We start from the raw sequence: 20,929 nt of genomic DNA, 5'->3' as shown, positions 1-20,929 counted from the left end.
TAATGTTTTTTAATACTTTAAAAAGGTAAGTGGTCAATTAGTGCAAACAACAGATAATTATTGGCGTCGCAACATGTATGTCCTGGCTTTCGGTAATTTTATTGCTGGAATCGGATTTAGTATGGTAACACCTTTTTTACCGTTGTATATCAACACTTTAGGAAAATTTAGTAATCAACAAACCTCAATGTGGTCAGGAATAGCTTTATCCGTAACTTTTATTATCTCAGCCATTATTTCCCCTTTTTGGGGTAAATTAGCCGATCGAAAAGGACGCAAGTTAATCATTTTACGCGCATCCTTAGGCATGGGAATTGTTATTGGAGCTATGTCTTTAGTCACTAATGTCTATCAATTAGTATTTTTGCGGGGATTACAAGGCATTTTTGCCGGCTATATCAGTAATTCCAACACTCTGATTGCCACCTCAGCTCCGCATAAACATGTTGGTAAAGCCTTGGGTACTTTAACTACCGGGACCGTTTCTGGTTCTCTGTTAGGACCGTTAGTGGGAGGAGCTGTGGCCCAAGTTTGGGGCTATCGACTTCCATTTTTGATTACCGGTTGTTTATTGTTGGCAGCATTTTTTCTGTGTCTTTTTTTCGTACAGGAAAAATTCACCCCAGTTCCCAAAGGAAAAATCCCTTCTCTACGGGAGGTTATGCAAAAATTAAGTAATCCGCAAGTAGTGATTGGAATGTTTGTTACCACTCTTATTATTCAAACAGCCAATAATTCCATCAATCCAATTATCAGCCTGTATGTCAAGCAGCTGATGCATAATTCAGGCCAAGTAGCTTTGATCAGCGGTATTGTGACCGCGATGCCTGGTATTCCGGCGGCTTTACTGTCTTCCAAGTTTGGTGATTTAGGTGATCGCATTGGTACCAAAAAAGTCTTATTAGCTGGATTAATTTTATCTACACTGGTTTATATTCCGCAAGCGGCTGTTAATCAAGTCTGGCAGCTAGTTATTTTACGATTTATTGTGGGTATTGCGGATGCTGCCTTATTGCCGCAAGTCCAAACAATTTTAGCTAAAGACAGCCCTCATGAAGTTTCCGGCAGAATTTTTGGTTATAATCAAAGTTTCCAATATATTGGTAATTGCGCTGGACCTTTATTAGGCTCCACGATTTCCGGCAGTTTTGGTTATAGCGCCGTCTTTTTATCAACGGCTTTGTTAGAGTTTATTAATTTAATCTGGGTTTATGGTACTACCAAAAAAGAACAAAATTAGAATTAACAGTAACTGTTTTATCAATTAAGTTATCGACTTGCATTAATAGTTACCAGAAGAAAAGGACTTTAGATCATGACATCTAAAGTCCTTTTTCATGTGCAAATAAATATTAGCTTGCACAACAACCACTACTTATTGGTAAAACCGTACTTCTTGTTGAAACGATCAATCCGGCCGTCAGCCTGAGTAAACTTCTGCTTACCAGTATAGAAAGGATGTGAATCAGAAGTAATTTCTACTCGAATTAAAGGATAGTCTTGACCCTCATAATCAGTAGTTTCATTAGAAGTAGCAGTTGAACCTGCTAAAAATTTCTTGCCGGTTGCTGAATCCATAAATACAACTTGATGATAATCTGGATGAATTTCTTTCTTCATTTTAAATACACTCCTCGCCCTAAATTATCTGCTAATCTAGAGATTAAATTTACTGACATTATGACATGATAACACGAAATATGCCTACTTGCAATTAACTTTAAAATGACTCTTTGCCGGAGTAGCTGACATCGGCTTGTAAAGCATGTAATTTATCAATAATACAATCATAACCGCGCATAATATTCTCAGCCTGATTTATTACTGTCGTTCCCTGCGCCATTAAAGCAGCAATTAATAATGAAGCCCCACCACGAATTTCCTCGGCAGTAACTTCAGTCCCAGCTAATTGTTTGGTAGGATCAACAACAATTTGTCCATCTAGAACCTTAATTGCAGCTCCCATTTTTATTAATTCCGGGATATGACGGGTTCTTTTGGGATAAATTGCATCGACAATGATACTGCGGCTGTCCGCTAAGAGCATCAAAGGTGTTAAAGGCTGCTGCAAATCAGTAGCAAATCCAGGATAAGGACTGGTTTTAACTTTAACTCCGGATAATTGACTATTCGGATAAACAAAAATGCTGTCTTCCCGAACATCTAAATTTACGCCCATTTCCTGAATTTTGGCCAAAAAAGCATCTAAATGCTCAGCAATAATATTTTTTACCAAAATTCCATCGCCAACCGCGGCGGCCAAGGATAAATACGTGCCGGCTTCTATTCGATCAGGAATAATCATATGCGAATTAGTAGACACCAGATGCGGAACTCCGACAATGCGAATCGTTTGGGTACCGACACCTCTGATCTTAGCTCCCATATTGTTTAAAAAAGTCGCTAAGTCAATAATTTCCGGTTCTTTAGCTGCATTTTCAATAATTGTAGTTCCTTGAGCTCTGACAGCTGCCAAAATAATATTAATAGTTGCACCGACCGAAACCATATCCAAAAACACGCGATTGCCATGTAATCCATGGGGAGCTTCAATCACAATTGAATTATCATGTTCTTTAACTTGTGCCCCTAGTGCTTTAAAACCTTTAATATGCTGGTCAATCGGCCGAGGGCCAATATCATCTCCACCGGGAAAACCTACAACAGCCTTGCCAAAACGCCCTAATAGTGATCCCATGAAATAATAAGATGCCCGTAAACTAGTTACTTTCCCATGTGGAAGAGGCACTAATTTAATATCAGTCGGATCAATCTTTAGAACATGATCATGAAAGCTAGATCTCACATTCATATCGGCCAACATATCCATTAAGTTATAAACATCTTTAATCTGCGGCACGGAATCAAGTACGACGGGAGTATCTGACAAAATGGCTGCCGGGATAATAGCCACGGTACTGTTTTTTGCACCACCAATTGTAACAGAACCAGATAGCCTTTTTCCCCCGTTAATAACCATTTGTGCCATATTTTCTCTCAATCCTTCTTAATTGCTAATACTCTTAAAATAATAATATAAAATTTAACTAAAGTACACTAATATTAGATATCACTTTCACTTAATCCACAAGCAGCCCCAATAAATTGCTTATAAATCGGTTCCGGATGAGTCGGACGCGATAAAAATTCCGGATGGTATTGAACACCGACAAAGAACTTGTTTTGCGGAATTTCAATGACTTCAACTAAATGGTTGTCTGGTGATACTCCGGAAAAGACTAAACCATGTTTACCCAAAACTTCCCGAAATTCATTATTAAATTCATAGCGGTGACGATGACGTTCTTGGATTACACTTTGATTATTGTAAGCATTTCCGGCTACACTACCAGGTTTTAATTTGCATGGATAAGCTCCTAATCGCAAAGTCCCGCCGCGATTTTCAATGTCGCGTTGATCAGCCATCAGATCAATTACTCGATGTGGTGCTTTAGTATCCATTTCGGCGGTGGTGGCATCACTAATACCGGCTACATCACGGGCAAATTCTAGACAGGCCATCTGCATTCCTAAACAAATTCCCAAGTACGGAACATCGTTTTCCCGAGCATATTTCACTGTTTGAATCATACCTTCTAAGCCGCGCCGACCAAAGCCGCCAGGTATAATAATACCATCAACATCACGCATTTTATCGGCTACATTAGCGGCGGTAATTTCTTCAGAGCTGAAACGTTTGATTTTGACATCGGTATTATAAGCATAGCCAGCATGTTTTAAAGCTTCATTAACGGAAATATAGGCATCTTTTAATTCAATATATTTACCCACCAAAGCAATAGTCGTTTGATGCTTCAAATGCAAAACACGCTGTTCCAGCCGTTTCCAATTCTGCATATCTGCAGGTGGCGTTTGCAGATGCAGATAATCACACACAATTTGATCCATACCCTGTTTTTGCAAGTTCAAAGGCACAGAATATAAAGTGGGAACATCTAAAGATTCAATAACTGCTTCGGGATCGACATCACAAAAAGAAGCAATCTTATCACGCATAGCTTGAGAAATCGGTTGCTCTGTTCGAACAACTAAAATATTGGGCTGGATTCCTACTCCTCGAAGCTCCTTAACACTATGCTGAGTCGGCTTAGTTTTCATTTCTCCAGCGGCTTTTAAATAAGGAATCAGTGTCGTATGGATATAAATTACATTTTCAGTACCCACTTCGGCTTTCATTTGCCGTAATGCTTCCAAATACGGTAAGGATTCGATATCACCAACAGTTCCGCCAACTTCAGTAATAATCACATCAGAATCAGTAGTAGTAGCCGCCCGCATAATTTTTTCTTTGATCATGTTTGTAATATGCGGTATTACTTGAACGGTTGATCCATTATAATCTCCTCTGCGTTCACGTTGAATAACTTCGGAATAGATTTTACCGGTAGTAACATTAGAATATTTATTCAAATCAATATCAATAAAACGTTCATAATGCCCTAAATCTAAATCAGCTTCCGTTCCATCGTTAGTGACAAAGACTTCTCCATGTTGGTAAGGACTCATAGTTCCCGGATCAACATTAATATAAGGGTCAAATTTTTGTAGGGTAACCTTCAGGCCACGATTCTTTAACAAGCGGCCTAAAGAAGCTGCAACAATCCCCTTGCCCAAAGAGGAAACAACTCCGCCGGTCACAAAAACATACTTAGTCATGTATATATCTCCTTTATATTAAATTTACTAGGTGGTCTTTTGTGGGTTAATTTCTACAAATGAAAAAAGGCCTCCATTCAACATATCTAGAATAGAGAGCCTGCTCAACGCACTATAAAGCGCCCAAATAGCATTATAAAGACAAATGTTAGCAGCGTCAAATTTTTTTGCACAAATAATTAATTATTATCATCCTCATCATCAGTGTCATCAGCATCAGAAAATTCGCTTAAATCGCCCTCAATACCATCATCTAAACCATCATCTGGCAGGGTATTATCATCAGCATCAAAATCGAGATCAGAGCTGGAAAATTTGGAAAGATCCGGAATATGCTCATCATCGTCGCTATCATCGTCTAATACGTCGGAACTGTCATCATCATAGTCAATAACATCTTCATCGTCATCGTCTTCATCATCATCTAAAAAGGCGTTAACTCTTTTAATTTTTGGTGTTTTAACATCTTCGGCATCTTCGGGATGGTTGACTTCTTCATCAACGGAATCATAAGGATACCAGGTTCTTAAGCCCCATACATTTTCTCCTAAAGAAATAAAGTCGCCGTCATCATTTAAGTCAGTATAAAATTGCGGCAAATGTTCTCTAATTTCTTGATCAGTTTTATCCAAATATTGTTGAATTTCATTAACGATATCAGCAAAGGCCATTGCTGCACCCTTATTTTCCAAAATAGCCTGTGCTACTTCAATCATTGACAAATCACTTTTGTTTTCGCCTGCAAATTGCTTAAGTTCCAAAGCCAACTCTGTCCACGTCCTTTCAACAGTCTGTTTTTCATCTTAACTATTTAACTCTTAAAAAGCAATCTTAAATTATAATCCCCAATTAAGCCATTAGGCGATCTTAAAGAGTATTCCAAATCTATCTTGCCCAAAAGCGGGGCTTGCGCAATTAAAAGCCGCATTTTTTTAGTATGGGTTATTAAAATTAAGTCTCCATAATCTGTAGGATAATTGATTATTTGATCTTGCAAACGACTAAACACCAATTTAGTCGGTGACTGATTTTTTACAGAACGCTTAATTGTTAGTAAGTTATCGGCAGCAATCTTAAACAAAACTTTAACTTCCTGTTCTCCTGCAGTTTCCTGATAACGCAGGTACAATTGTGGACCAATCTTAACAGCTTGACCAATTTCTGTTACTCCGTAATTGTCTTGCTGGCCGTTTTGTCTAGTCTGAATAGCTAATTGTACCTGCACTTTTTGCGCTTGACGTTCTGTCAAAATTACACCTTCAATATCAATTAAAATCGCCAATGTTTTTATTATAACTATTACTTAAGACGATTGCCAAAGAAATACTAGAATTTTTCCTGCACTGCCTAATATTATTGTAATTAAATCTAAAGTTAATTAAACTAAATTTAGATTATGAAAAGAGGTCCCACTATGAGCGATAACACTTGGATTTATGACCATACTTATCAAACTACAGCTGAATTGACAAACATTTTCCCGGAAACTAACTTTCTTTTACAATTTTGTGCTCACCAACAAACCGCAATTTTACAATTTTGGCAAAGTCGGCCCACAATCATCTTAGGCCTCCAAGATAAACATTTATCCCATCTCAAACAAGGGTTGCAACTGCTCAGGCAAAAACAATACACTTATTTTATCCGTAATTCCGGAGGCCTGGCTGTCGTCTGTGATCCAGGCGTTTTAAATGTTAGTTTTTTCATTCCTCCCACTGCGGCTTATTCGATTGAAGAGGCTTATGAACTGGCCTTTTCTTATTTACAAAGGAGCTTGCCGGAATTATCACTGGAACATTATCAAATTGACCATTCTTATTGTCCCGGAACTTATGATCTGGTTGTCGCTGGCAAAAAAATCGGAGGTATGGCTCAACGTCGCCGCCATCAAGCAGTGGTGGTTATGCTTTATTTATCTGTTAATGGCGATCAGCTGCAAAGAGGTCAAGTCCTGCAGCATTTTTATCAAATAGCTAATACGGCTCAAGATGCAACTTTTCCTACTGTTTGGCCCCAAAGCATGGCTAATATTCAGGATTTCTTTTCTAATGCATTTACGGTTACGGATTGTAAAAAACGTATTTTACAAACTTATAAACAAGATTATCCCCACCTGCAGCTGATGTCGCCTACAGAATTAGCCCAACAACCAGACTTTGCTGCTATTATTACCAGAGAAAAAACACATCAACAGCATCTGAACCAAATACTTAACCAGGAGGTCCATTAATGGAAGCAGATTATTTACCTCGAGAAAAAGTTTTTCGAGATCCGGTGCATAACTATATTCATGTCCAACAGCGAGTTATTCTTGATCTAATCAATACACCGGAATTTCAGCGGTTACGTCGCATCAAGCAATTGGGAACTACTTCTTTAACCTTTCATGGTGCTGAACATTCACGCTTTGGGCATTGCCTTGGTGTTTATGAAATAACACGTCGTATCTGTAATACTTTTGCCCAGAACTATTCTTCTCAAAAACCTGGTGACGGTTGCTGGGATGATCATGAGCGTTTGGTTGTATTGTGCGCTGCTTTGCTGCACGATATCGGTCATGGTCCCTACTCGCATACCTTTGAACATATTTTTCATACCGATCATGAAGCTTGGACCCAAAAAATTATCACCAGTCCCCAAACTGAAGTTAATCAAATTTTACAACAGATCAGTCCTGACTTTCCGCAACAAGTGGCCAGTGTTATTGCTAAAACTTATCCCAATGAACAAGTAGTGCAAATGATTTCCAGTCAAATTGATGCTGATCGAATGGATTATCTCTTACGGGATGCTTATTATACGGGTACTCAGTATGGCATGTTTGATTTAACAAGAATCATGCGTGTAATTCGGCCTTATCAGGGGGGTATTGCGTTTAACATTGATGGTATGCATGCTGTCGAAGATTACATTGTCTCGCGGTTTCAAATGTACCAGCAAGTTTATTTTCATCCGGTATCACGCGGAATGGAAGTAGTGCTTATGCAATTGTTGAACCGGGCCCAATATCTTTATGATCAGGATAAATTGGCCCAGTTTGCAATGCCGCATCTGCTCATTCCCTTTTTTAAAAAACAGATTTCTGTTACTGATTATATTCGCCTAGACGATGGTGTTTTAAATACTTACTTTAATATCTGGCGCGATCATCCTGATCCTATTTTAAGAGACTTGGCTCATCGCTTCCTTGATCGTCATCCCTTTAAATCTATTACTTTTGAACCGGCGCAACAAGAAAAAATCCAACAATTACAGACTTTAGTTCAGAATGCAGGCTTTGATCCTCATTTTTATACGGCTATTAATAATAGTTTCGATTTACCCTATGACCTTTACCATCCTTCCGCTAAAGAACCCAAAACGCAAATTGAATTACAAAAACCGGACGGTTCACTCCAAGAGTTATCCACTGTCAGTCCGATAGTTCAAGCACTCAGCGGTCGAGAAAGTGGGGACCATCGTTTCTATTTTCCTAAAGAAATGTTAGATCAACCAGAAAGTAGTATGTTTGCCTCAGATCTCGCAGCTTTTCAAAAACATATTATTAATGGAGCGTTAAAATAAACTCTCAATATTTTACAAGCAATAATTTAATTCAGAATTTGCTTGGACTAGCTGTTTTTACAGTAATATAAATTTATTTGCAGCTAAAAAAGAAGACTTATTAATTTTGTCTAAGTCTTCTTTTTCTTTTCTACCAAAATATTTTTCGTTTTATTCTCAGTTGATTGTCTAATGTCGCTTATATCTATTATTAAATAAAGGACTAACTGGTTCATTTTTATAAATACGTTTAATTGCATCACCAATTAAAGGACCCACAGATATTTGTACCATTTTATCGATCCTCTTCTCGGGTGGTAATTGAATTGAATCGGTAACAATAACTTTTTTAATAGGTGACTGTTCTAAGCGCTCAATTGCCGGTCCGGATAAAACTGCATGTGTACTGCTAGCATAAACTTCTTTTGCTCCCGCATCCATCAAAGCCTGGGCTGCTAAAGTAATGGTTCCTGCCGTATCGATCATATCATCAATAATGATCGCTCTTTTATCACGCACATCACCGATAATATTCATTACTTCTGAAACATTGGGACGTGGCCGCCTTTTATCAATAATTGCAATTGGAGATTTGAGAAATTCTGCCAAACGCCGGGCACGAACCACTCCGCCATGATCTGGTGAAACTACTACTGCATCCTCATCTAGATGATTCTCTAAGAAATAGTCCGCCAACAAGGGCGCTCCTAAAAGGTGATCTACCGGAATATCAAAGAATCCCTGAATTTGAGAAGCATGAAGGTCTAAAGCCAAAATCCGGTTGGCTCCAGCCTTTTCTAACATATTAGCGACCAACTTAGCAGTAATGGGTTCGCGAGAACGGGCTTTGCGATCTTGGCGAGCATATCCGTAATAAGGCATTACCACATTAACGGTTTGAGCTGAGGCCCGTTTTAAAGCATCAATCATAATCAATAGTTCCATCAGGTTATCGTTAACTGGTGCTGAAGTAGACTGAATAATAAATACATCTGCTCCCCGGGTACTTTCTTCAATATTAATTTGAATTTCTCCGTCACTAAAACGATTAACCGAAGATTTTCCCAAAGGTACTCCTACAGCAGCGGAAATCTTTTGTGCTAACGGCTTATTGGAATTTAGCGCAAAAAGTTTCATTTCACATTCAGATTTATTTATCGACATTACTCTCTCAACTTTCTTTAAAATTTAACTTCCTTAATTATTTTATCGCCAATGCGGATCATCCGCCAAGGGTAATTTGGACCAATAATCATTTTTATTAGTTTGTCGGGCCCGACCAATTGCCATCGCGTGTTGGGGCACGTCCGCAGTCACCGTGGAACCGGCAGCTATAAAGGAATGATCACTAATTTTTACAGGAGCAATAATATTAGCGTTACTACCGACAAAAGCTTGATCGCCAATATCTGTATGCCATTTTTTTTGACCATCATAGTTTACAAAAACTACTCCGCAACCAATATTAACATCACTGCCTACCGTCGCATCACCGACATAACTTAAATGACCAATTTTGGTCCGTGCTCCAATCGTTGCTTTTTTCACTTCGCAAAAGTTTCCAATATGCACTGCCGGTCCAATATCAGCTTGCGGGCGTAAATGTGAATTGGGCCCAATATCACTACCGGCACGCATAATGGATTGCTCAATAGTGGAGCTGGTGACTTGAACATTATCTTCCAACACAGCCCCTACTAAACGTGATCCTTGACTAATATAACAATTTTGCCCAATTTTGGTTCCTGCTTTGAGCGCTACTCCCGGTTCTATCACCGTATCGGCACCAATCTCAACATTGACATCAATCATAGTATTCTCAGGGTCAATGAGTGTAACTCCATTTTGTAAATGCTGCTGATTAATCCGTTTTTGCATAATCTTTGTTGCCTGTGCTAAAGCACTGCGGTCATTAACCCCTAAAGATTCTTCAAAATTGTCCATTTGGTAGGCACTAACTTGGTCATGCTGTTGCTGCATCAAACCAATTACATCTGGCAAATAATATTCGTTCTGAGCGTTATTATTTTGAACCTGATGTAAATAGTGAAATAACTTTTGATTGTCAAAACAATAGACACCGGTATTAATTTCTTGAACGGCTTGTTCTTGCGCACTCGCATCTTTTTGCTCAACAATTTTTACGACTTGGCCGGCAGCATTGCGAATAATGCGGCCATATCCAAACGGATTGGGCGCATGAGCTGTTAAAATTGTGGCTTGAGCATGCTGACTTTCATGATAAGCCAACAATTTTTCCAAAGTAGCTGCTGTAAATAATGGAGTATCGCCACTCATAATTAAAGTCGTGCCTGTTTGTGAGCTCAGCGCAGCTTCCGTTTGTAAAACTGCATGGGCGGTTCCTAATTGCTCAGCTTGTTCTACGTATTGGGTGCGATCTCCTAAAAGGTCACGTACTTGCTGGGACTGCGGAGCAATCACGGTAATAATCTTATTTGGTTGTAAAGCCTGCACTTGCGTCAGCACATGTTCAACCATTGCTTGACCACACACTTGATGCAGCACTTTAGAGTACTGAGATTTCATCCGCGTACCTTTACCTGCTGCTAAAATGATGGTGAAACGCTTTGCCATTATCCAATTCCCTTCAATCGCTATATTTTTCCATGAATATCATACCTTAATGTAGAATTAGGCTCAATATTTATCTAAAATTATGATTTAGTTATTATGAAAATGGCTGAAATCAGTCATGTCTAAATAATTACCTAATCCTACTGTAAGCTTAGGGCGCTGTACATCTAGTTGTTGAACATTTAACAAAGTCGTAACCATTGGCTGATGACAAGAAGAGGAGCTGCTTGCATCAACTAATACACTAATACCTAGCAATTCACCGGCAAACTCTTGAACTAAGTTACGCATTCCGCTAACTGTACCGCCACCTTTCATAAAATCATCCACAGCGATAATTTTCGCTCCCGCAGGCAAACTCCGCTTGGACAGTTCCATCTTTTCCACACGCGAAGAAGAACCAGATTCATAGTTTACGCTTAAAGTCGGACCTTCAGTTATTTTCGATTCCCGGCGCACAATTACATAAGGAACATTCAAATAATAAGCTACACTTTGGGCAATAGGAATTCCTTTCGTAGCTACAGTCATTATGGCATCTGCTTTTTGGCCGGCATAGCGCGTAGCGATTAACAAACCGATTTTCCGCAAAAGTGTTGGATCTCCAATTATATCAGAAGAATAGAGATAGCCGCCCGGTAAAATTCGGTGCGGATCAGACATTTTTTGTTGTAAAATCTGCAAATATTGTGTCGCCACAGCTTTATTAATTCCCGGAGTAAAAATAACTCCACCTCCGGCACCGGGCAAAGTTTCAATATAACCCATACTATTAGCTAAAAAAGCATGCTTTAAAATTGTAATATCTTCACTAATAGAAGACTTGGCTGCTTGATATTTTTGAGCAAAAAACGGTAGAGGTATCAGACGATATGGCTGGGTTTCCAGATAATGCGTCATCCCTACTAAACGTTCACTTCTTCGTATTTTCATAAAATGTACCTGCTTAGTTTTCAATTTAATTATATTATAACCGATAACCCGAACATTTTATCAAGAAGAAGTAATTTTTTGTACAAAAAAAGATTGCCGCAGCAATCTTAATCAAAAGTCAACTCAATGGACTTCGTTAATAAATCAACATAACTATAGGATACTCGTTCGAAAGAATTTTCCGTAGGATCTAAATCTACAACAAAAACAGAATGAAAAGTCTCGGCTAATTTTCCGTGACGCCGAGTAACACGTTTTCGGCCTGCTTGGGCTATTACTGTAATTCCATCACCAATATGTCCGTCTAGACCGCGTTTAATTGAAGCAAATGATGCTGGCATAAACTCAACCCCTTCGCAGGGATATTATATCACAATAATTAACAAAATACAATCTAATTAAGAAATATTTCATTCAAATTAAGAAGCTCTCTTTATTAAATTACCAACGAAAAGGTTTATTTTTTTGGAAAAAATTCCTCGTTAATTGCTTGCTGTAATTCCACAATTTGCTGAAGGCTTAACTGTTCTGCCCGCATAGTGGATGGATAACCTAATTGTTGATAGACATGCTGTAATTGTTGTAAATGAGTTGGCGTTTTACCTAAATAAGCAATTAAATTGTTTTTTAAGGTCTTGCGTTTTTGGCGAAAGATGGCCTGAACAAAATGACCAAATTGTGCATAATCAGCAATTGTCACCGGTAAAGGAGCACAAAGATCAAAATTTACCACCGCCGAATCTACTTTCGGAGCAGGGCTAAAAGCCTGCCGTGAGACTATTTGCGTAATTTGAGGAATACTTTTGGCCTGCACTAATACACTTAAAGCACCATATTCGCGGTGGTGTGGTTGAGCACAGACACGTTGGGCAACTTCTTTTTGCATCATTAAAACTAATTGCGTTAAAAAAACAGGAGCTTGCAATAGTCTTAATAAAATTGGCGTAGTAATATAATACGGTAAATTGGCCACAACTTTGACTGAGCGCTGCTCTAAATTATGCTCTTGAAAAAATTGAGCCAAATCCACTTGTAAAATATCAGCCGGAATAATTTGAATATTAGAAAAATCGGCCAAATTTTCCTGCAAAATTGGGATTAAATGTTGGTCAATTTCCCAAGCATAAACCTGAGCGGCACTTTTAGCTAACTGCTGCGTTAATCCACCAATACCCGGTCCAATTTCTAAAATGACGTCTTGAGAATCAATTGCCGCTGTAGCTACAATCCGATTGACGACCTGAGGATCGTTTAAAAAATTCTGTCCCAATGATTTTTGAGCCCGAATCTGATAACGTTCTAAAATAGCCTGAGTCCTTAGAGGATCAGCAATATCAAATTTTTCAACTACCATATAATTCCTCTTTTGCCTGCTTTACAGCAGTTTCTAATTGTTGTTGAGAAATGGCAAACATATTTAGCCGCCGTAATAATTGTTTAGCATTTACATAACCGATATGCAAAATATCACCCACTAGTGCCCGCAATTGTTGTGAATTAGCGGCCCCCAACAAACCGAGATTAACTAATTGTGTTTGCGAAATGGAGCTTGCAGCTTGTGCTTGTTTAGGGGTCCAAACATTTTGCAAAGCAGAAATAATAGCTTTAGCGCTGGCATGTTCTACTCCTAGACTCCCATGGCTTTTAGCAGGAATACCATCTTGACGACGGATGAAGGCCTGCTTGGCCTGGGGCACTGCTGCCATTATTTTTTGTCGGATTTTTTGACCATTAAAATCCGGGTCAGTAATAACAATCACTCCTCGAAGCTGTTGGGCTTGTTTAATTAAAGCCAGAGTTCGATGATCAATGGCTGATCCATTAGTCTCAATCGTATCCACATCGCCTAGTACTTGCCGCAGCCGGGCTGTATCCGAGCGGCCTTCAACAACCAGCACTTCTTTAATCTTTTTCATTTAAACGATAAACCTCATGTGTATTCTTCCAAGTAAGAGCGGCTATCTGCTCTAAAGATTCATGACGACACTTGGCCACAGCAGCAGCCACAAAGTGGGTAAATGCTGGTTCATTTTGCTGTCCGCGATAAGGCTCAGGGGTCAAATATGGTGCATCGGTCTCCACCAGTAAGCGTTCAGCAGGCGTATGCTGGGCCGCTAAGCGGACTTCCGGTGCGTTTTTAAAGGAAACGACACCACTATAGGAAATATAACAGCCCAAATCTAAAAACTTCTCCAACCATTCCAGGGGGCCATTAAAACTGTGCATAATAACCCCAAAATGCGGATAGTGGGCTTGCAAAACCGCATATGTGTCCGCAAACGCATCACGCGTATGAATATTAACAGGCAATCGATATTGCTGGGCTAAATCCAGCTGTTGGGCAAATACCCGCTGTTGCACTGGGGCTGCCGGATTTTGTGGCCAATGATAATCTAAGCCAATTTCTCCGATAGCAATGACTTCCGGCAACTGTAATTGTTGGATTAATTCTTGTTCTGCCAACTGATTATAAGCGGCTGCAAACTCTGGATGCCAACCAACTACTGCATGTAATTGACGATATTGCTGGGCCAAAGTCAGAGCACTCTGGTTAAATTGCGCGTTGGAACCAATTATCGCCATTTCTTTAACATCTAATGCTGCTGCCCGTTGCAGATAATAATCGATTTTACCTGCGAAAGGATCATCATTTAAATGTGTATGCGCGTCAAATATTTTCACAATAATCCTCTTTTATTTTCTTATTCTACACTGGAACCATTAACCAAACTCTGCGGTACAGTAACCAACTGTACTTGGCCATTATGTTCGGCTGATAACAACATACCTTGGCTAACAACTCCACGCATCTTCCGCGGCTTCAGATTAGTAATTGCCAACACCTTTTGATGAATTAATTCTTCTGGGTGCGGGTAAAATTCGGCAATACCGGAAATAATTTGCCGTGGTTGCTGGCTGCCATCGTCTAATTTAAATTGTAATAACCGGTCGGCGTGAGCAACTTTTTCTACATCCAAAATTTCTACGACTTGAATTTGAACTTTATCAAAATCGGTAATCGCAATTTGAGCTTTAGCTGCAGCTGCCTTCGCCGCAGCTGATTTGGAAGTTTTCAAGCTGCCGGCTGCTTGTGCCTTTTTTTGCTCAGTGTTCATTGTTTTTTTAATATAAGCAATTTCCTGCTCTTTTTCCAATCGCGGAAAAATAGGCTCTGCTTGCGCTACTACGTGCGTTTTTGGTAAATGGCCCAACTCTACTTGCTCCAGATTTTCATCACTCATTCCCAGTTGCTGCAAAATTTTGTGCGGAGCATGCGTCATAACCGGACTAATCAAAATTGCAATAATTCTCAGAGATTCTGCCAAATGCGCCAGTACATTTTCTAATTGTGGTTTTTGAGACGGATCTTTGGCCAAAACCCAAGGTTCAGTCTGGTCAATATATTTATTTGTCCGGGCTACTAGTTTCCAAGTGATATCCAAGGCTGTGGAAAACTCATACTTATCCATGGCAGCATCATAGTCGGTGATAGTTTGTTTAATTACCGTTTCTAAATCTTGATCAACTGCAGTTTGTCCTAACAGCAAAGCAGGCATTTCTCCCGCACAGTATTTATTAATCATCACTACAGTCCGATTAAGCAAATTACCCAAGTCATTAGCCAAATCATAATTGACACGTTCTACAAAATCTTCAGGAGTAAACAAACCGTCACTGCCAAAAGGAATTGCCCGCATTAAATAATAACGTAAAGCATCCAAACCATAACGTTCTACCAGCATTTCCGGATAAACAACGTTACCCTTAGATTTGCTCATTTTGCCATCTTTCATTAAAAGCCAACCATGGCCAAAGATGTGCTTCGGTAATGGTAAATCCAAGGCCATCAAAATAATTGGCCAGTAAATCGTGTGGAATCGCATGATTTCTTTACCAACAAAATGAACATCAGCCGGCCAGTAACGATCAAATAAACTTTGATCATCACTGCCATAACCTAAAGCGGTAATATAATTGAGTAAAGCATCGACCCACACATAAACCACATGCTTAGGATCACTTAAAATAGGAACACCCCAAGTAAAACTAGTCCGTGACATGGCCAAATCTTCCAAGCCGGGTTTGATAAAATTATTAATCATTTCATTTTTGCGGCTTTGGGGTTGAATAAAGTCCGGATGATCTTCGTAATATTGTAACAAGCGATCAGCGTATTTACTCATCTTAAAGAAATACGAAGGCTCTTTGACTAATTTTACTTCATGCCCTGAAGGTGCCCGTCCGCCGATAACTTGACCTTGATCATTACGATAAACTTCAGCTAGTTGAGATTCTGTAAAATATTCTTCATCATCGACCGAATACCAGCCGGTATACTCGCCCAGATACACATCACCTTGATCAATTAATTTTTGCACAATTTTTTGAACATCAGCCACGTGTTCCGGATCAGTAGTCCGAATAAATTTATCATTAGAGATCTCCAGCAGCTGCCATAATTTTTTGATCTGTGCAGCCATTTTATCAACATAGGCTTGAGGCGACATCTTTTGGGCTTCCGCTTTTTGCTCAATTTTTAAGCCGTGCTCATCGGTACCCGTCAAAAAGAAAACATCGTAGCCGCGAGAGCGTTTATAACGGGCTAAAGTGTCAGCTGCAATAGTAGTATAAGAATTGCCGATTGTTAATTTTCCCGAAGGATAATAGATCGGTGTTGTAATATAAAAAGTTGGTTTTTCAGACATAATTCTTCGCTCACTTCCTTAATTATTGCTATAAATTATAGCATTGCCGGTTTTGACAAAAAAGACCAGAACTCATAATGTTTTCAATCTTTTTTCTCAATATTTTTTTGATACAAAAGTGCTTGATATTGGCGGGTAATAATACGCAGATCTCTTAATAAATCCCTTAAATAAGCGCGATATTCTGGGCGCTGTGATAATTCTAATTGCGTTGCATCTGCTTCAATATCTTCTCCGCGCGTCGCTAATAATTCTTTTTGTTGCAGTTTTTGTTGCACTGCTTTTTGGGCTAAATCTAATTTTTGGACAAATAACTGCAAAATCTGACGATCTATATTCATCATTTCTGCATCATAATCGACTATTTTAGCCATTAAACCTCGACCTCTTGAAAAATTTTGACAGCATCACCGACAACCATCTGTCCGCCGGCCGGCATTGTTAACGGAGTTTTATTCACCGCAATCAATTGGGCTTGCGGTTGGCGATACTGAATTAGTCCTGCAAACGGATAAACCTGAAAGCTGGTGCCGACTACTACAATCAAATCTGCCTGCGCTACTGCTTGCAAGGAGCGTGTTACACTCTCTTCATGAATACTTTCCCCATAAAGTACAATTGAACTACGAATAATTCCGCCGCAATTTTGATGATGATAATCCTGCAAGTATTGATGCCAATCTACCGCTTGCCGACATTTCGTGCAATAAGTATCATATAAAGTACCATGAAATTCGACCAAATTTTGACAACCGGCTTTTTTATCTAAGCCGTCAACATTTTGTGTAATTACACAGCCTTTTTGGTTCGCAATCTGAGCCATTTTTTGATGAATAATATTAGGCTGGGCTTCCGGAAAATAAAGATTTTCTTTGACAAAATTCCAATAATCAGCTGGATGTTGAGTAAAATTATCGTGACTCAGCATGTATTCGGCGTTCTGCTTGCCTGCATAAACTCCAGTTTCTGAACGATAATCAGGAATCCCCGAAGCCGTTGATACTCCGGCTCCTGTCATAAATACTACATAATGTGCCTGCTTTAAGGCTTGATTTAAATCCATCATTTTCACACCCCTTAAATGAATAAACTACGAAATTAGCAGTTAATTTCCCCAATTTCACTGAAACATTGCTCGGACTCGCCTAGCGTAAGTAATAATGAACCTGCTGCATTTGTAAAAACTCACGAACATTCATTTGATAAAGCTGGCGATACTGCTCCGGGGTCAATTCGTGCTGAAAACGCAAAACTGCCGCATTTTGCTGGTCCGTTAATTCTACTAAAATCAGCGCCCTGTTATTAGTTTTTAAATCTTTTAATTCGCTATGTTTAATTTGAAAAACTTGTCCTAATGTTAACCGTAATTGGCGGGAACTTACAACCGGTTCCAGCAGCACAAAGTCGTTCAAAGGTAAAAACGGATAGGAATTTTCAACTAGTAGTTGAGCAAATAATTCTAAGAGCCGTACTTGCTGGCGTCGCACAGAAAAGGCTGTCGGCCGTGTATTTTCAGCTATTTGTTGATAGAGTTTGCCGGCAGCCGCATAAGCTTTAGGATAATGCTGCTGCCAATGATCTAAATCCTGACCTTGGCTCAAGGTCAAAATATCTAATAAAATCAATGTATAATAAATAAAATAATTATCTAAATTGACATCTTGCCAAGCTAAATTCTGAGAAATTCCTTTTACAAATTCCTTTTCCACTGTTGCAGTTACTTCTCCTTGCTTTCGCTGTTTTTGCATAATTAACAGGTGTTCCACACTGCCAATTAACGAAGAAGCGGTAATCTTTAATTGCCGATCCAATTCGGGTTGACCAGTAGTTAAAGGAAATTTAATTCGGGCATAATCTTGTAGTTCCCACTCAATATGGCGCAATTCATGAGCTAAAGTAAAATCCGGAATACTGGAATGGGCCATTTGTAAATGAATCTTGCCTGCCGCATCTACTTTATGACCAGATTGGTCAAAAGCCAGCCAATCTTCATGGCGGCCATTACTTTCCAGAATAATTTCTTTTTGTGCTTGCTGCTGTACCTGCTGCAATAATTGTTGCACTTGTAAACTAAAATCCGTTATTTGCATATTCTTCCTCACTGATTGTACAATAATCTTAAAACTAGTTTGATTATAGCATTAATCTAAAGGAGTCTTCGGAATGAAAATTACAGTTAAATTGAATCAAGGACAATTGCCGAAAAAATATGGCAAATTTGGTGATGCTGCTGATTTTAAAGGAGCCTACCCGCTACGTTCGTTTCCAATCAGTATTTATGAACAACCTGCTCAAACTGTTAGTTTTGCCCTAACGCTTATCGATCCTGATTCCATTCCGGTAGCGGGTTTTTCTTGGATTCACTGGACAGCTGCTAATTTACCCGGTGATCTAACTGAAATCCCGGAAAATTCCAGTCAAAAACCTCCCTTTTCCATGATCCAAGGAAAAAATTCTACCGCCAGTCCTTATATTCAAGAAAAAGACCCGCTCATCTGTCAACATTACGTTGGCCCTACTCCACCTCAAGGTGTTCATAATTATGAATTGCGTATTTATGCTTTAGATCAAAAATTAGCTTTAGCACCAGGCTTTTGGATGAATGAATTATTACATGCGATGGAAGGACATATTTTAACTCACCAAAAAATAATTTTACCTTATCGCGGTTAGCTCTTGTTAATAAAGGACTGAAATCAAATAGTTTCAGTCCTTTTTTGACTTCCGGATCTAACTTTCCTCTTCTTTTAAAGCTGCCTGTTGCAAATATTCCCATAAAATACCATTGCGCAGACCGACCTTGCTAAAACATATTTGAGCAATAGAAAAATAATTTAAAACCGTGCTTAATGGTAGTAAACCGACTGCCATAAAAGGAGCCCGCTGCATTTCCATATTTTCTAATTTTAAATTCTGTGTCAATGAATTATGTTCAATTAATTTGACCCATGAATCGACCTGTTCCACAGGCAGCCAGTGATCAGTGGCCTGCTGCATAACCGTAAATAAAGTGTTGTGTACACCCCCAATAACTACCAAATTCAAACGGTCTGACGGCTGAATTTTTCGCATATATTTGAATAAATACTGCTGTAATTGTTCAATCAAGGTCAAGGATAATTGTTGCGGTTTATGCAATTCATCATACAGCTTAACTGCTCCATAAGGCCAACTAGCAGCCTGAAGACCTCGAGAAGACCTCCAGCCCCACTCAAAGCTGCCGCCGCCAGTATCTAAAAATAAAAAATCACTCAAATTTAAATGAGTCTGAATTGCCAATGCATCATAATAAGCCTCTTGCTGACCAGTTAAAACCTGAATTTTAATTTGAGCCTGAACTTGAGCGGCCTGCAAGAATTCACTTTGATTACTCGCTTTACGAATAGCTTCAGTTGCAGTAGCAATTACTTTAGTTACTTGCTGTTCGATAATAATTTGATGAAATTGCTGCAATGTTTGAATTCCTGCAGCAAAATTCAGCTGGTTAATTGCTCCGGCAGCTGTCATATCCTTAGCTAATTGAACAAAATGGCGATAGCGGGTTATTTCCTGTGCTTGATATTGGTTATCAATTTGATACAAAACCATCCGAATTGAATTAGAACCAATATCAATCAAAGCTAATTTGGCCATTAACACTTCCCCCTCATAATTCTTTTATTCAGAATACACAAAACCACGCTTAATTGCGACCCTTAAAAAATTAATCTTCAATACATTTTTCAATATAAAAATCACGAAAAAAGCTTAAGTAATAATAACTATATCATTACTTAAGCTTTATTTGGGCTAATTTTTCTAAAACCTGTCTTTGACGTAAGACCGTCATGTGTTTCACATATTGGCGACGCTGTTGAGCAGTCAGTGTTGGTCGACGGGCTAGATCTTTTTGGACTTGCTGTTGCACTTCTTGGCTTAATCGTTGCTTTGTGCGCGGATTTTGCATTTGCACAGCTAATCGCTGTGCCTGCTTAGTTGAGAGCACCAGCCAATTAGGTGGTAAATAAAAAGTATTATGCGTCTGAATATGGCGACCTTCATTACCAGCAATAGCAAACATAAACTTATAAAAACCATTTTTGTAAACCCAGGTTTTTCTTTTAGTAACTAAATGCGGATCTGTGCTTGACCGGACTACTTTATTTACTGTCTCATCAGGCCGGGTGTGGACAGGCTTAGAATCAGGTGTCTTTTTATATAAATAAATTGGATTTTTGCCACTTGTTCCTAAAGAACGATATAACAAAATAGGTGCCTTGGAACTAGGCTTTACTGCAGAAATAGACGTAATTGTTGTTTGCGTTCTTGGCTGCATGCCGAAATGAAAAGTATCATTAGCTACTATTAAAGTTAAAATAACAACAATCAGAACGTCACAAATTCCACGAGTAATGTTAGCAGCATGACGATTATCAACATACACCCCGCCAAAATAAGCAATTAAGGTGACAATAACTAAACAAACAATAATCATT

The 20,929-nt window shown here is 39.0% G+C and carries 22 protein-coding genes; 4 read left to right on the top strand and 18 right to left on the bottom strand.

The window, feature by feature from the left end; translation table 11 throughout:
* Positions 1-73 precede the first annotated feature (73 nt).
* Complete coding sequence (locus JG29_RS01535; RefSeq protein WP_045922696.1) at positions 74-1,240, top strand: multidrug efflux MFS transporter; 1,167 nt, start codon at positions 74-76, stop codon at positions 1,238-1,240.
* Between the two features lie 131 nt (positions 1,241-1,371).
* Here JG29_RS01535 and JG29_RS01530 read toward each other — a convergent pair whose 3' ends face one another.
* The 5 genes from JG29_RS01530 to JG29_RS01510 all read right to left on the bottom strand — a co-directional run bounded on the left by JG29_RS01530 (position 1,372) and on the right by JG29_RS01510 (position 5,959).
* Entirely contained in the window at positions 1,372-1,620 is a 249-nt protein-coding gene (locus tag JG29_RS01530) for a type B 50S ribosomal protein L31 (RefSeq protein ID WP_045922200.1), read from the bottom strand.
* Between the two features lie 100 nt (positions 1,621-1,720).
* Positions 1,721-2,989, bottom strand: a complete 1,269-nt coding sequence (murA, locus tag JG29_RS01525) for a UDP-N-acetylglucosamine 1-carboxyvinyltransferase (RefSeq protein WP_045922199.1) — start codon at positions 2,987-2,989, stop codon at positions 1,721-1,723.
* A gap of 74 nt (positions 2,990-3,063) precedes the next feature.
* Positions 3,064-4,677, bottom strand: a complete 1,614-nt coding sequence (pyrG, locus tag JG29_RS01520; protein ID WP_045922198.1) for a CTP synthase — start codon at positions 4,675-4,677, stop codon at positions 3,064-3,066.
* A gap of 179 nt (positions 4,678-4,856) precedes the next feature.
* Positions 4,857-5,438 (bottom strand): DNA-directed RNA polymerase subunit delta, encoded by a 582-nt coding sequence (gene rpoE / locus JG29_RS01515; protein ID WP_045922695.1) that lies wholly within the window; start codon positions 5,436-5,438, stop codon positions 4,857-4,859.
* A 50-nt stretch (positions 5,439-5,488) separates the two neighbouring features.
* Positions 5,489-5,959, bottom strand: a complete 471-nt coding sequence (locus tag JG29_RS01510) for a YwiB family protein (RefSeq protein WP_198139886.1) — start codon at positions 5,957-5,959, stop codon at positions 5,489-5,491.
* Positions 5,960-6,091: 132 nt separating this feature from the next.
* Between JG29_RS01510 and JG29_RS01505 the strand changes: the two genes are divergently transcribed.
* Together JG29_RS01505 and JG29_RS01500 are read left to right on the top strand one after the other, a co-directional pair.
* Positions 6,092-6,907, top strand: coding sequence for a lipoate--protein ligase family protein (locus tag JG29_RS01505; protein WP_045922196.1), 816 nt, complete (start codon positions 6,092-6,094; stop codon positions 6,905-6,907).
* Complete coding sequence (locus JG29_RS01500; RefSeq protein ID WP_045922195.1) at positions 6,907-8,241, top strand: HD domain-containing protein; 1,335 nt, start codon at positions 6,907-6,909, stop codon at positions 8,239-8,241. The genes JG29_RS01505 and JG29_RS01500 overlap by 1 nt, the downstream gene beginning before the upstream one ends.
* 168 nt (positions 8,242-8,409) lie before the next feature.
* Here JG29_RS01500 and JG29_RS01495 read toward each other — a convergent pair whose 3' ends face one another.
* From JG29_RS01495 to JG29_RS08530, 11 genes are all read right to left on the bottom strand, one after another.
* Positions 8,410-9,384, bottom strand: coding sequence for a ribose-phosphate diphosphokinase (locus JG29_RS01495; RefSeq protein ID WP_045922194.1), 975 nt, complete (start codon positions 9,382-9,384; stop codon positions 8,410-8,412).
* A 42-nt stretch (positions 9,385-9,426) separates the two neighbouring features.
* Positions 9,427-10,815 (bottom strand): bifunctional UDP-N-acetylglucosamine diphosphorylase/glucosamine-1-phosphate N-acetyltransferase GlmU, encoded by a 1,389-nt coding sequence (gene glmU, locus JG29_RS01490; protein ID WP_045922193.1) that lies wholly within the window; start codon positions 10,813-10,815, stop codon positions 9,427-9,429.
* Between the two features lie 87 nt (positions 10,816-10,902).
* Positions 10,903-11,748 (bottom strand): pur operon repressor, encoded by an 846-nt coding sequence (gene purR, locus JG29_RS01485; protein WP_045922192.1) that lies wholly within the window; start codon positions 11,746-11,748, stop codon positions 10,903-10,905.
* A gap of 107 nt (positions 11,749-11,855) precedes the next feature.
* Positions 11,856-12,089 carry a Veg family protein gene (locus JG29_RS01480; RefSeq protein WP_045922191.1) on the bottom strand — a complete coding sequence of 78 codons (234 nt, stop codon included), beginning with the start codon at positions 12,087-12,089 and terminating at the stop codon, positions 11,856-11,858.
* A gap of 116 nt (positions 12,090-12,205) precedes the next feature.
* A complete protein-coding gene (gene rsmA, locus JG29_RS01475) occupies positions 12,206-13,102 on the bottom strand; it encodes a 16S rRNA (adenine(1518)-N(6)/adenine(1519)-N(6))-dimethyltransferase RsmA (protein ID WP_045922190.1) in 897 nt (298 codons plus the stop codon).
* A complete protein-coding gene (gene rnmV, locus JG29_RS01470; protein ID WP_045922189.1) occupies positions 13,092-13,664 on the bottom strand; it encodes a ribonuclease M5 in 573 nt (190 codons plus the stop codon). The genes rsmA and rnmV overlap by 11 nt, the downstream gene beginning before the upstream one ends.
* On the bottom strand, positions 13,651-14,430 hold the full coding sequence (locus JG29_RS01465) for a TatD family hydrolase (protein WP_045922188.1): 780 nt from the start codon (positions 14,428-14,430) through the stop codon (positions 13,651-13,653). Before JG29_RS01465 ends, rnmV begins: the two co-directional genes overlap by 14 nt.
* A gap of 20 nt (positions 14,431-14,450) precedes the next feature.
* Positions 14,451-16,454: a methionine--tRNA ligase gene (gene metG, locus JG29_RS01460; protein ID WP_045922187.1), complete on the bottom strand. Its 2,004-nt coding sequence runs from the start codon at positions 16,452-16,454 to the stop codon at positions 14,451-14,453.
* An 83-nt stretch (positions 16,455-16,537) separates the two neighbouring features.
* Positions 16,538-16,828: a hypothetical protein gene (locus JG29_RS01455; RefSeq protein WP_045922186.1), complete on the bottom strand. Its 291-nt coding sequence runs from the start codon at positions 16,826-16,828 to the stop codon at positions 16,538-16,540.
* Complete coding sequence (locus JG29_RS01450) at positions 16,828-17,520, bottom strand: NAD-dependent protein deacylase (protein ID WP_045922185.1); 693 nt, start codon at positions 17,518-17,520, stop codon at positions 16,828-16,830. Before JG29_RS01450 ends, JG29_RS01455 begins: the two co-directional genes overlap by 1 nt.
* Before the next feature lie 79 nt (positions 17,521-17,599).
* Positions 17,600-18,544: a hypothetical protein gene (locus JG29_RS08530; protein ID WP_052696267.1), complete on the bottom strand. Its 945-nt coding sequence runs from the start codon at positions 18,542-18,544 to the stop codon at positions 17,600-17,602.
* A gap of 73 nt (positions 18,545-18,617) precedes the next feature.
* Between JG29_RS08530 and JG29_RS01440 the strand changes: the two genes are divergently transcribed.
* Entirely contained in the window at positions 18,618-19,127 is a 510-nt protein-coding gene (locus JG29_RS01440) for a YbhB/YbcL family Raf kinase inhibitor-like protein (RefSeq protein WP_045922184.1), read from the top strand.
* Between the two features lie 57 nt (positions 19,128-19,184).
* Here JG29_RS01440 and JG29_RS01435 read toward each other — a convergent pair whose 3' ends face one another.
* Both JG29_RS01435 and JG29_RS01430 read right to left on the bottom strand, forming a co-directional pair.
* Entirely contained in the window at positions 19,185-20,087 is a 903-nt protein-coding gene (locus tag JG29_RS01435; RefSeq protein ID WP_045922183.1) for a Ppx/GppA phosphatase family protein, read from the bottom strand.
* Positions 20,088-20,223: 136 nt separating this feature from the next.
* Positions 20,224-20,928 carry a DUF4811 domain-containing protein gene (locus tag JG29_RS01430; RefSeq protein ID WP_045922182.1) on the bottom strand — a complete coding sequence of 235 codons (705 nt, stop codon included), beginning with the start codon at positions 20,926-20,928 and terminating at the stop codon, positions 20,224-20,226.
* Position 20,929 lies beyond the last annotated feature (1 nt).

It is taken from the genome of Bombilactobacillus mellis (assembly GCF_000967245.1).
GTDB lineage: Bacteria > Bacillota > Bacilli > Lactobacillales > Lactobacillaceae > Bombilactobacillus > Bombilactobacillus mellis.
Note: the sequence above shows the minus strand (reverse complement) of the source record. Positions and strands in the feature narration are given on the sequence as shown.

What these genes read in the sequence shown, in the direction of transcription:
- metG (WP_045922187.1), bottom strand. Translation starts at nt 16,454, where the DNA reads ATGTCTGAAAAACCAACTTTTTATATTACAACACCGATCTATTATCCT.
- pyrG (WP_045922198.1), bottom strand. Translation starts at nt 4,677, where the DNA reads ATGACTAAGTATGTTTTTGTGACCGGCGGAGTTGTTTCCTCTTTGGGC.
- JG29_RS01455 (WP_045922186.1), bottom strand. Translation starts at nt 16,828, where the DNA reads ATGGCTAAAATAGTCGATTATGATGCAGAAATGATGAATATAGATCGT.
- JG29_RS01480 (WP_045922191.1), bottom strand. Translation starts at nt 12,089, where the DNA reads ATGCCAGCATCATTTGCTTCAATTAAACGCGGTCTAGACGGACATATT.
- glmU (WP_045922193.1), bottom strand. Translation starts at nt 10,815, where the DNA reads ATGGCAAAGCGTTTCACCATCATTTTAGCAGCAGGTAAAGGTACGCGG.
- murA (WP_045922199.1), bottom strand. Translation starts at nt 2,989, where the DNA reads ATGGCACAAATGGTTATTAACGGGGGAAAAAGGCTATCTGGTTCTGTT.
- JG29_RS01435 (WP_045922183.1), bottom strand. Translation starts at nt 20,087, where the DNA reads ATGGCCAAATTAGCTTTGATTGATATTGGTTCTAATTCAATTCGGATG.
- JG29_RS08530 (WP_052696267.1), bottom strand. Translation starts at nt 18,544, where the DNA reads ATGCAAATAACGGATTTTAGTTTACAAGTGCAACAATTATTGCAGCAG.
- JG29_RS01450 (WP_045922185.1), bottom strand. Translation starts at nt 17,520, where the DNA reads ATGATGGATTTAAATCAAGCCTTAAAGCAGGCACATTATGTAGTATTT.
- JG29_RS01535 (WP_045922696.1), top strand. Translation starts at nt 74, where the DNA reads ATGTATGTCCTGGCTTTCGGTAATTTTATTGCTGGAATCGGATTTAGT.
- purR (WP_045922192.1), bottom strand. Translation starts at nt 11,748, where the DNA reads ATGAAAATACGAAGAAGTGAACGTTTAGTAGGGATGACGCATTATCTG.
- JG29_RS01500 (WP_045922195.1), top strand. Translation starts at nt 6,907, where the DNA reads ATGGAAGCAGATTATTTACCTCGAGAAAAAGTTTTTCGAGATCCGGTG.
- JG29_RS01505 (WP_045922196.1), top strand. Translation starts at nt 6,092, where the DNA reads ATGAGCGATAACACTTGGATTTATGACCATACTTATCAAACTACAGCT.
- rnmV (WP_045922189.1), bottom strand. Translation starts at nt 13,664, where the DNA reads ATGAAAAAGATTAAAGAAGTGCTGGTTGTTGAAGGCCGCTCGGATACA.
- JG29_RS01495 (WP_045922194.1), bottom strand. Translation starts at nt 9,384, where the DNA reads ATGTCGATAAATAAATCTGAATGTGAAATGAAACTTTTTGCGCTAAAT.
- rsmA (WP_045922190.1), bottom strand. Translation starts at nt 13,102, where the DNA reads ATGGTAGTTGAAAAATTTGATATTGCTGATCCTCTAAGGACTCAGGCT.
- JG29_RS01530 (WP_045922200.1), bottom strand. Translation starts at nt 1,620, where the DNA reads ATGAAGAAAGAAATTCATCCAGATTATCATCAAGTTGTATTTATGGAT.
- JG29_RS01440 (WP_045922184.1), top strand. Translation starts at nt 18,618, where the DNA reads ATGAAAATTACAGTTAAATTGAATCAAGGACAATTGCCGAAAAAATAT.
- JG29_RS01430 (WP_045922182.1), bottom strand. Translation starts at nt 20,928, where the DNA reads ATGATTATTGTTTGTTTAGTTATTGTCACCTTAATTGCTTATTTTGGC.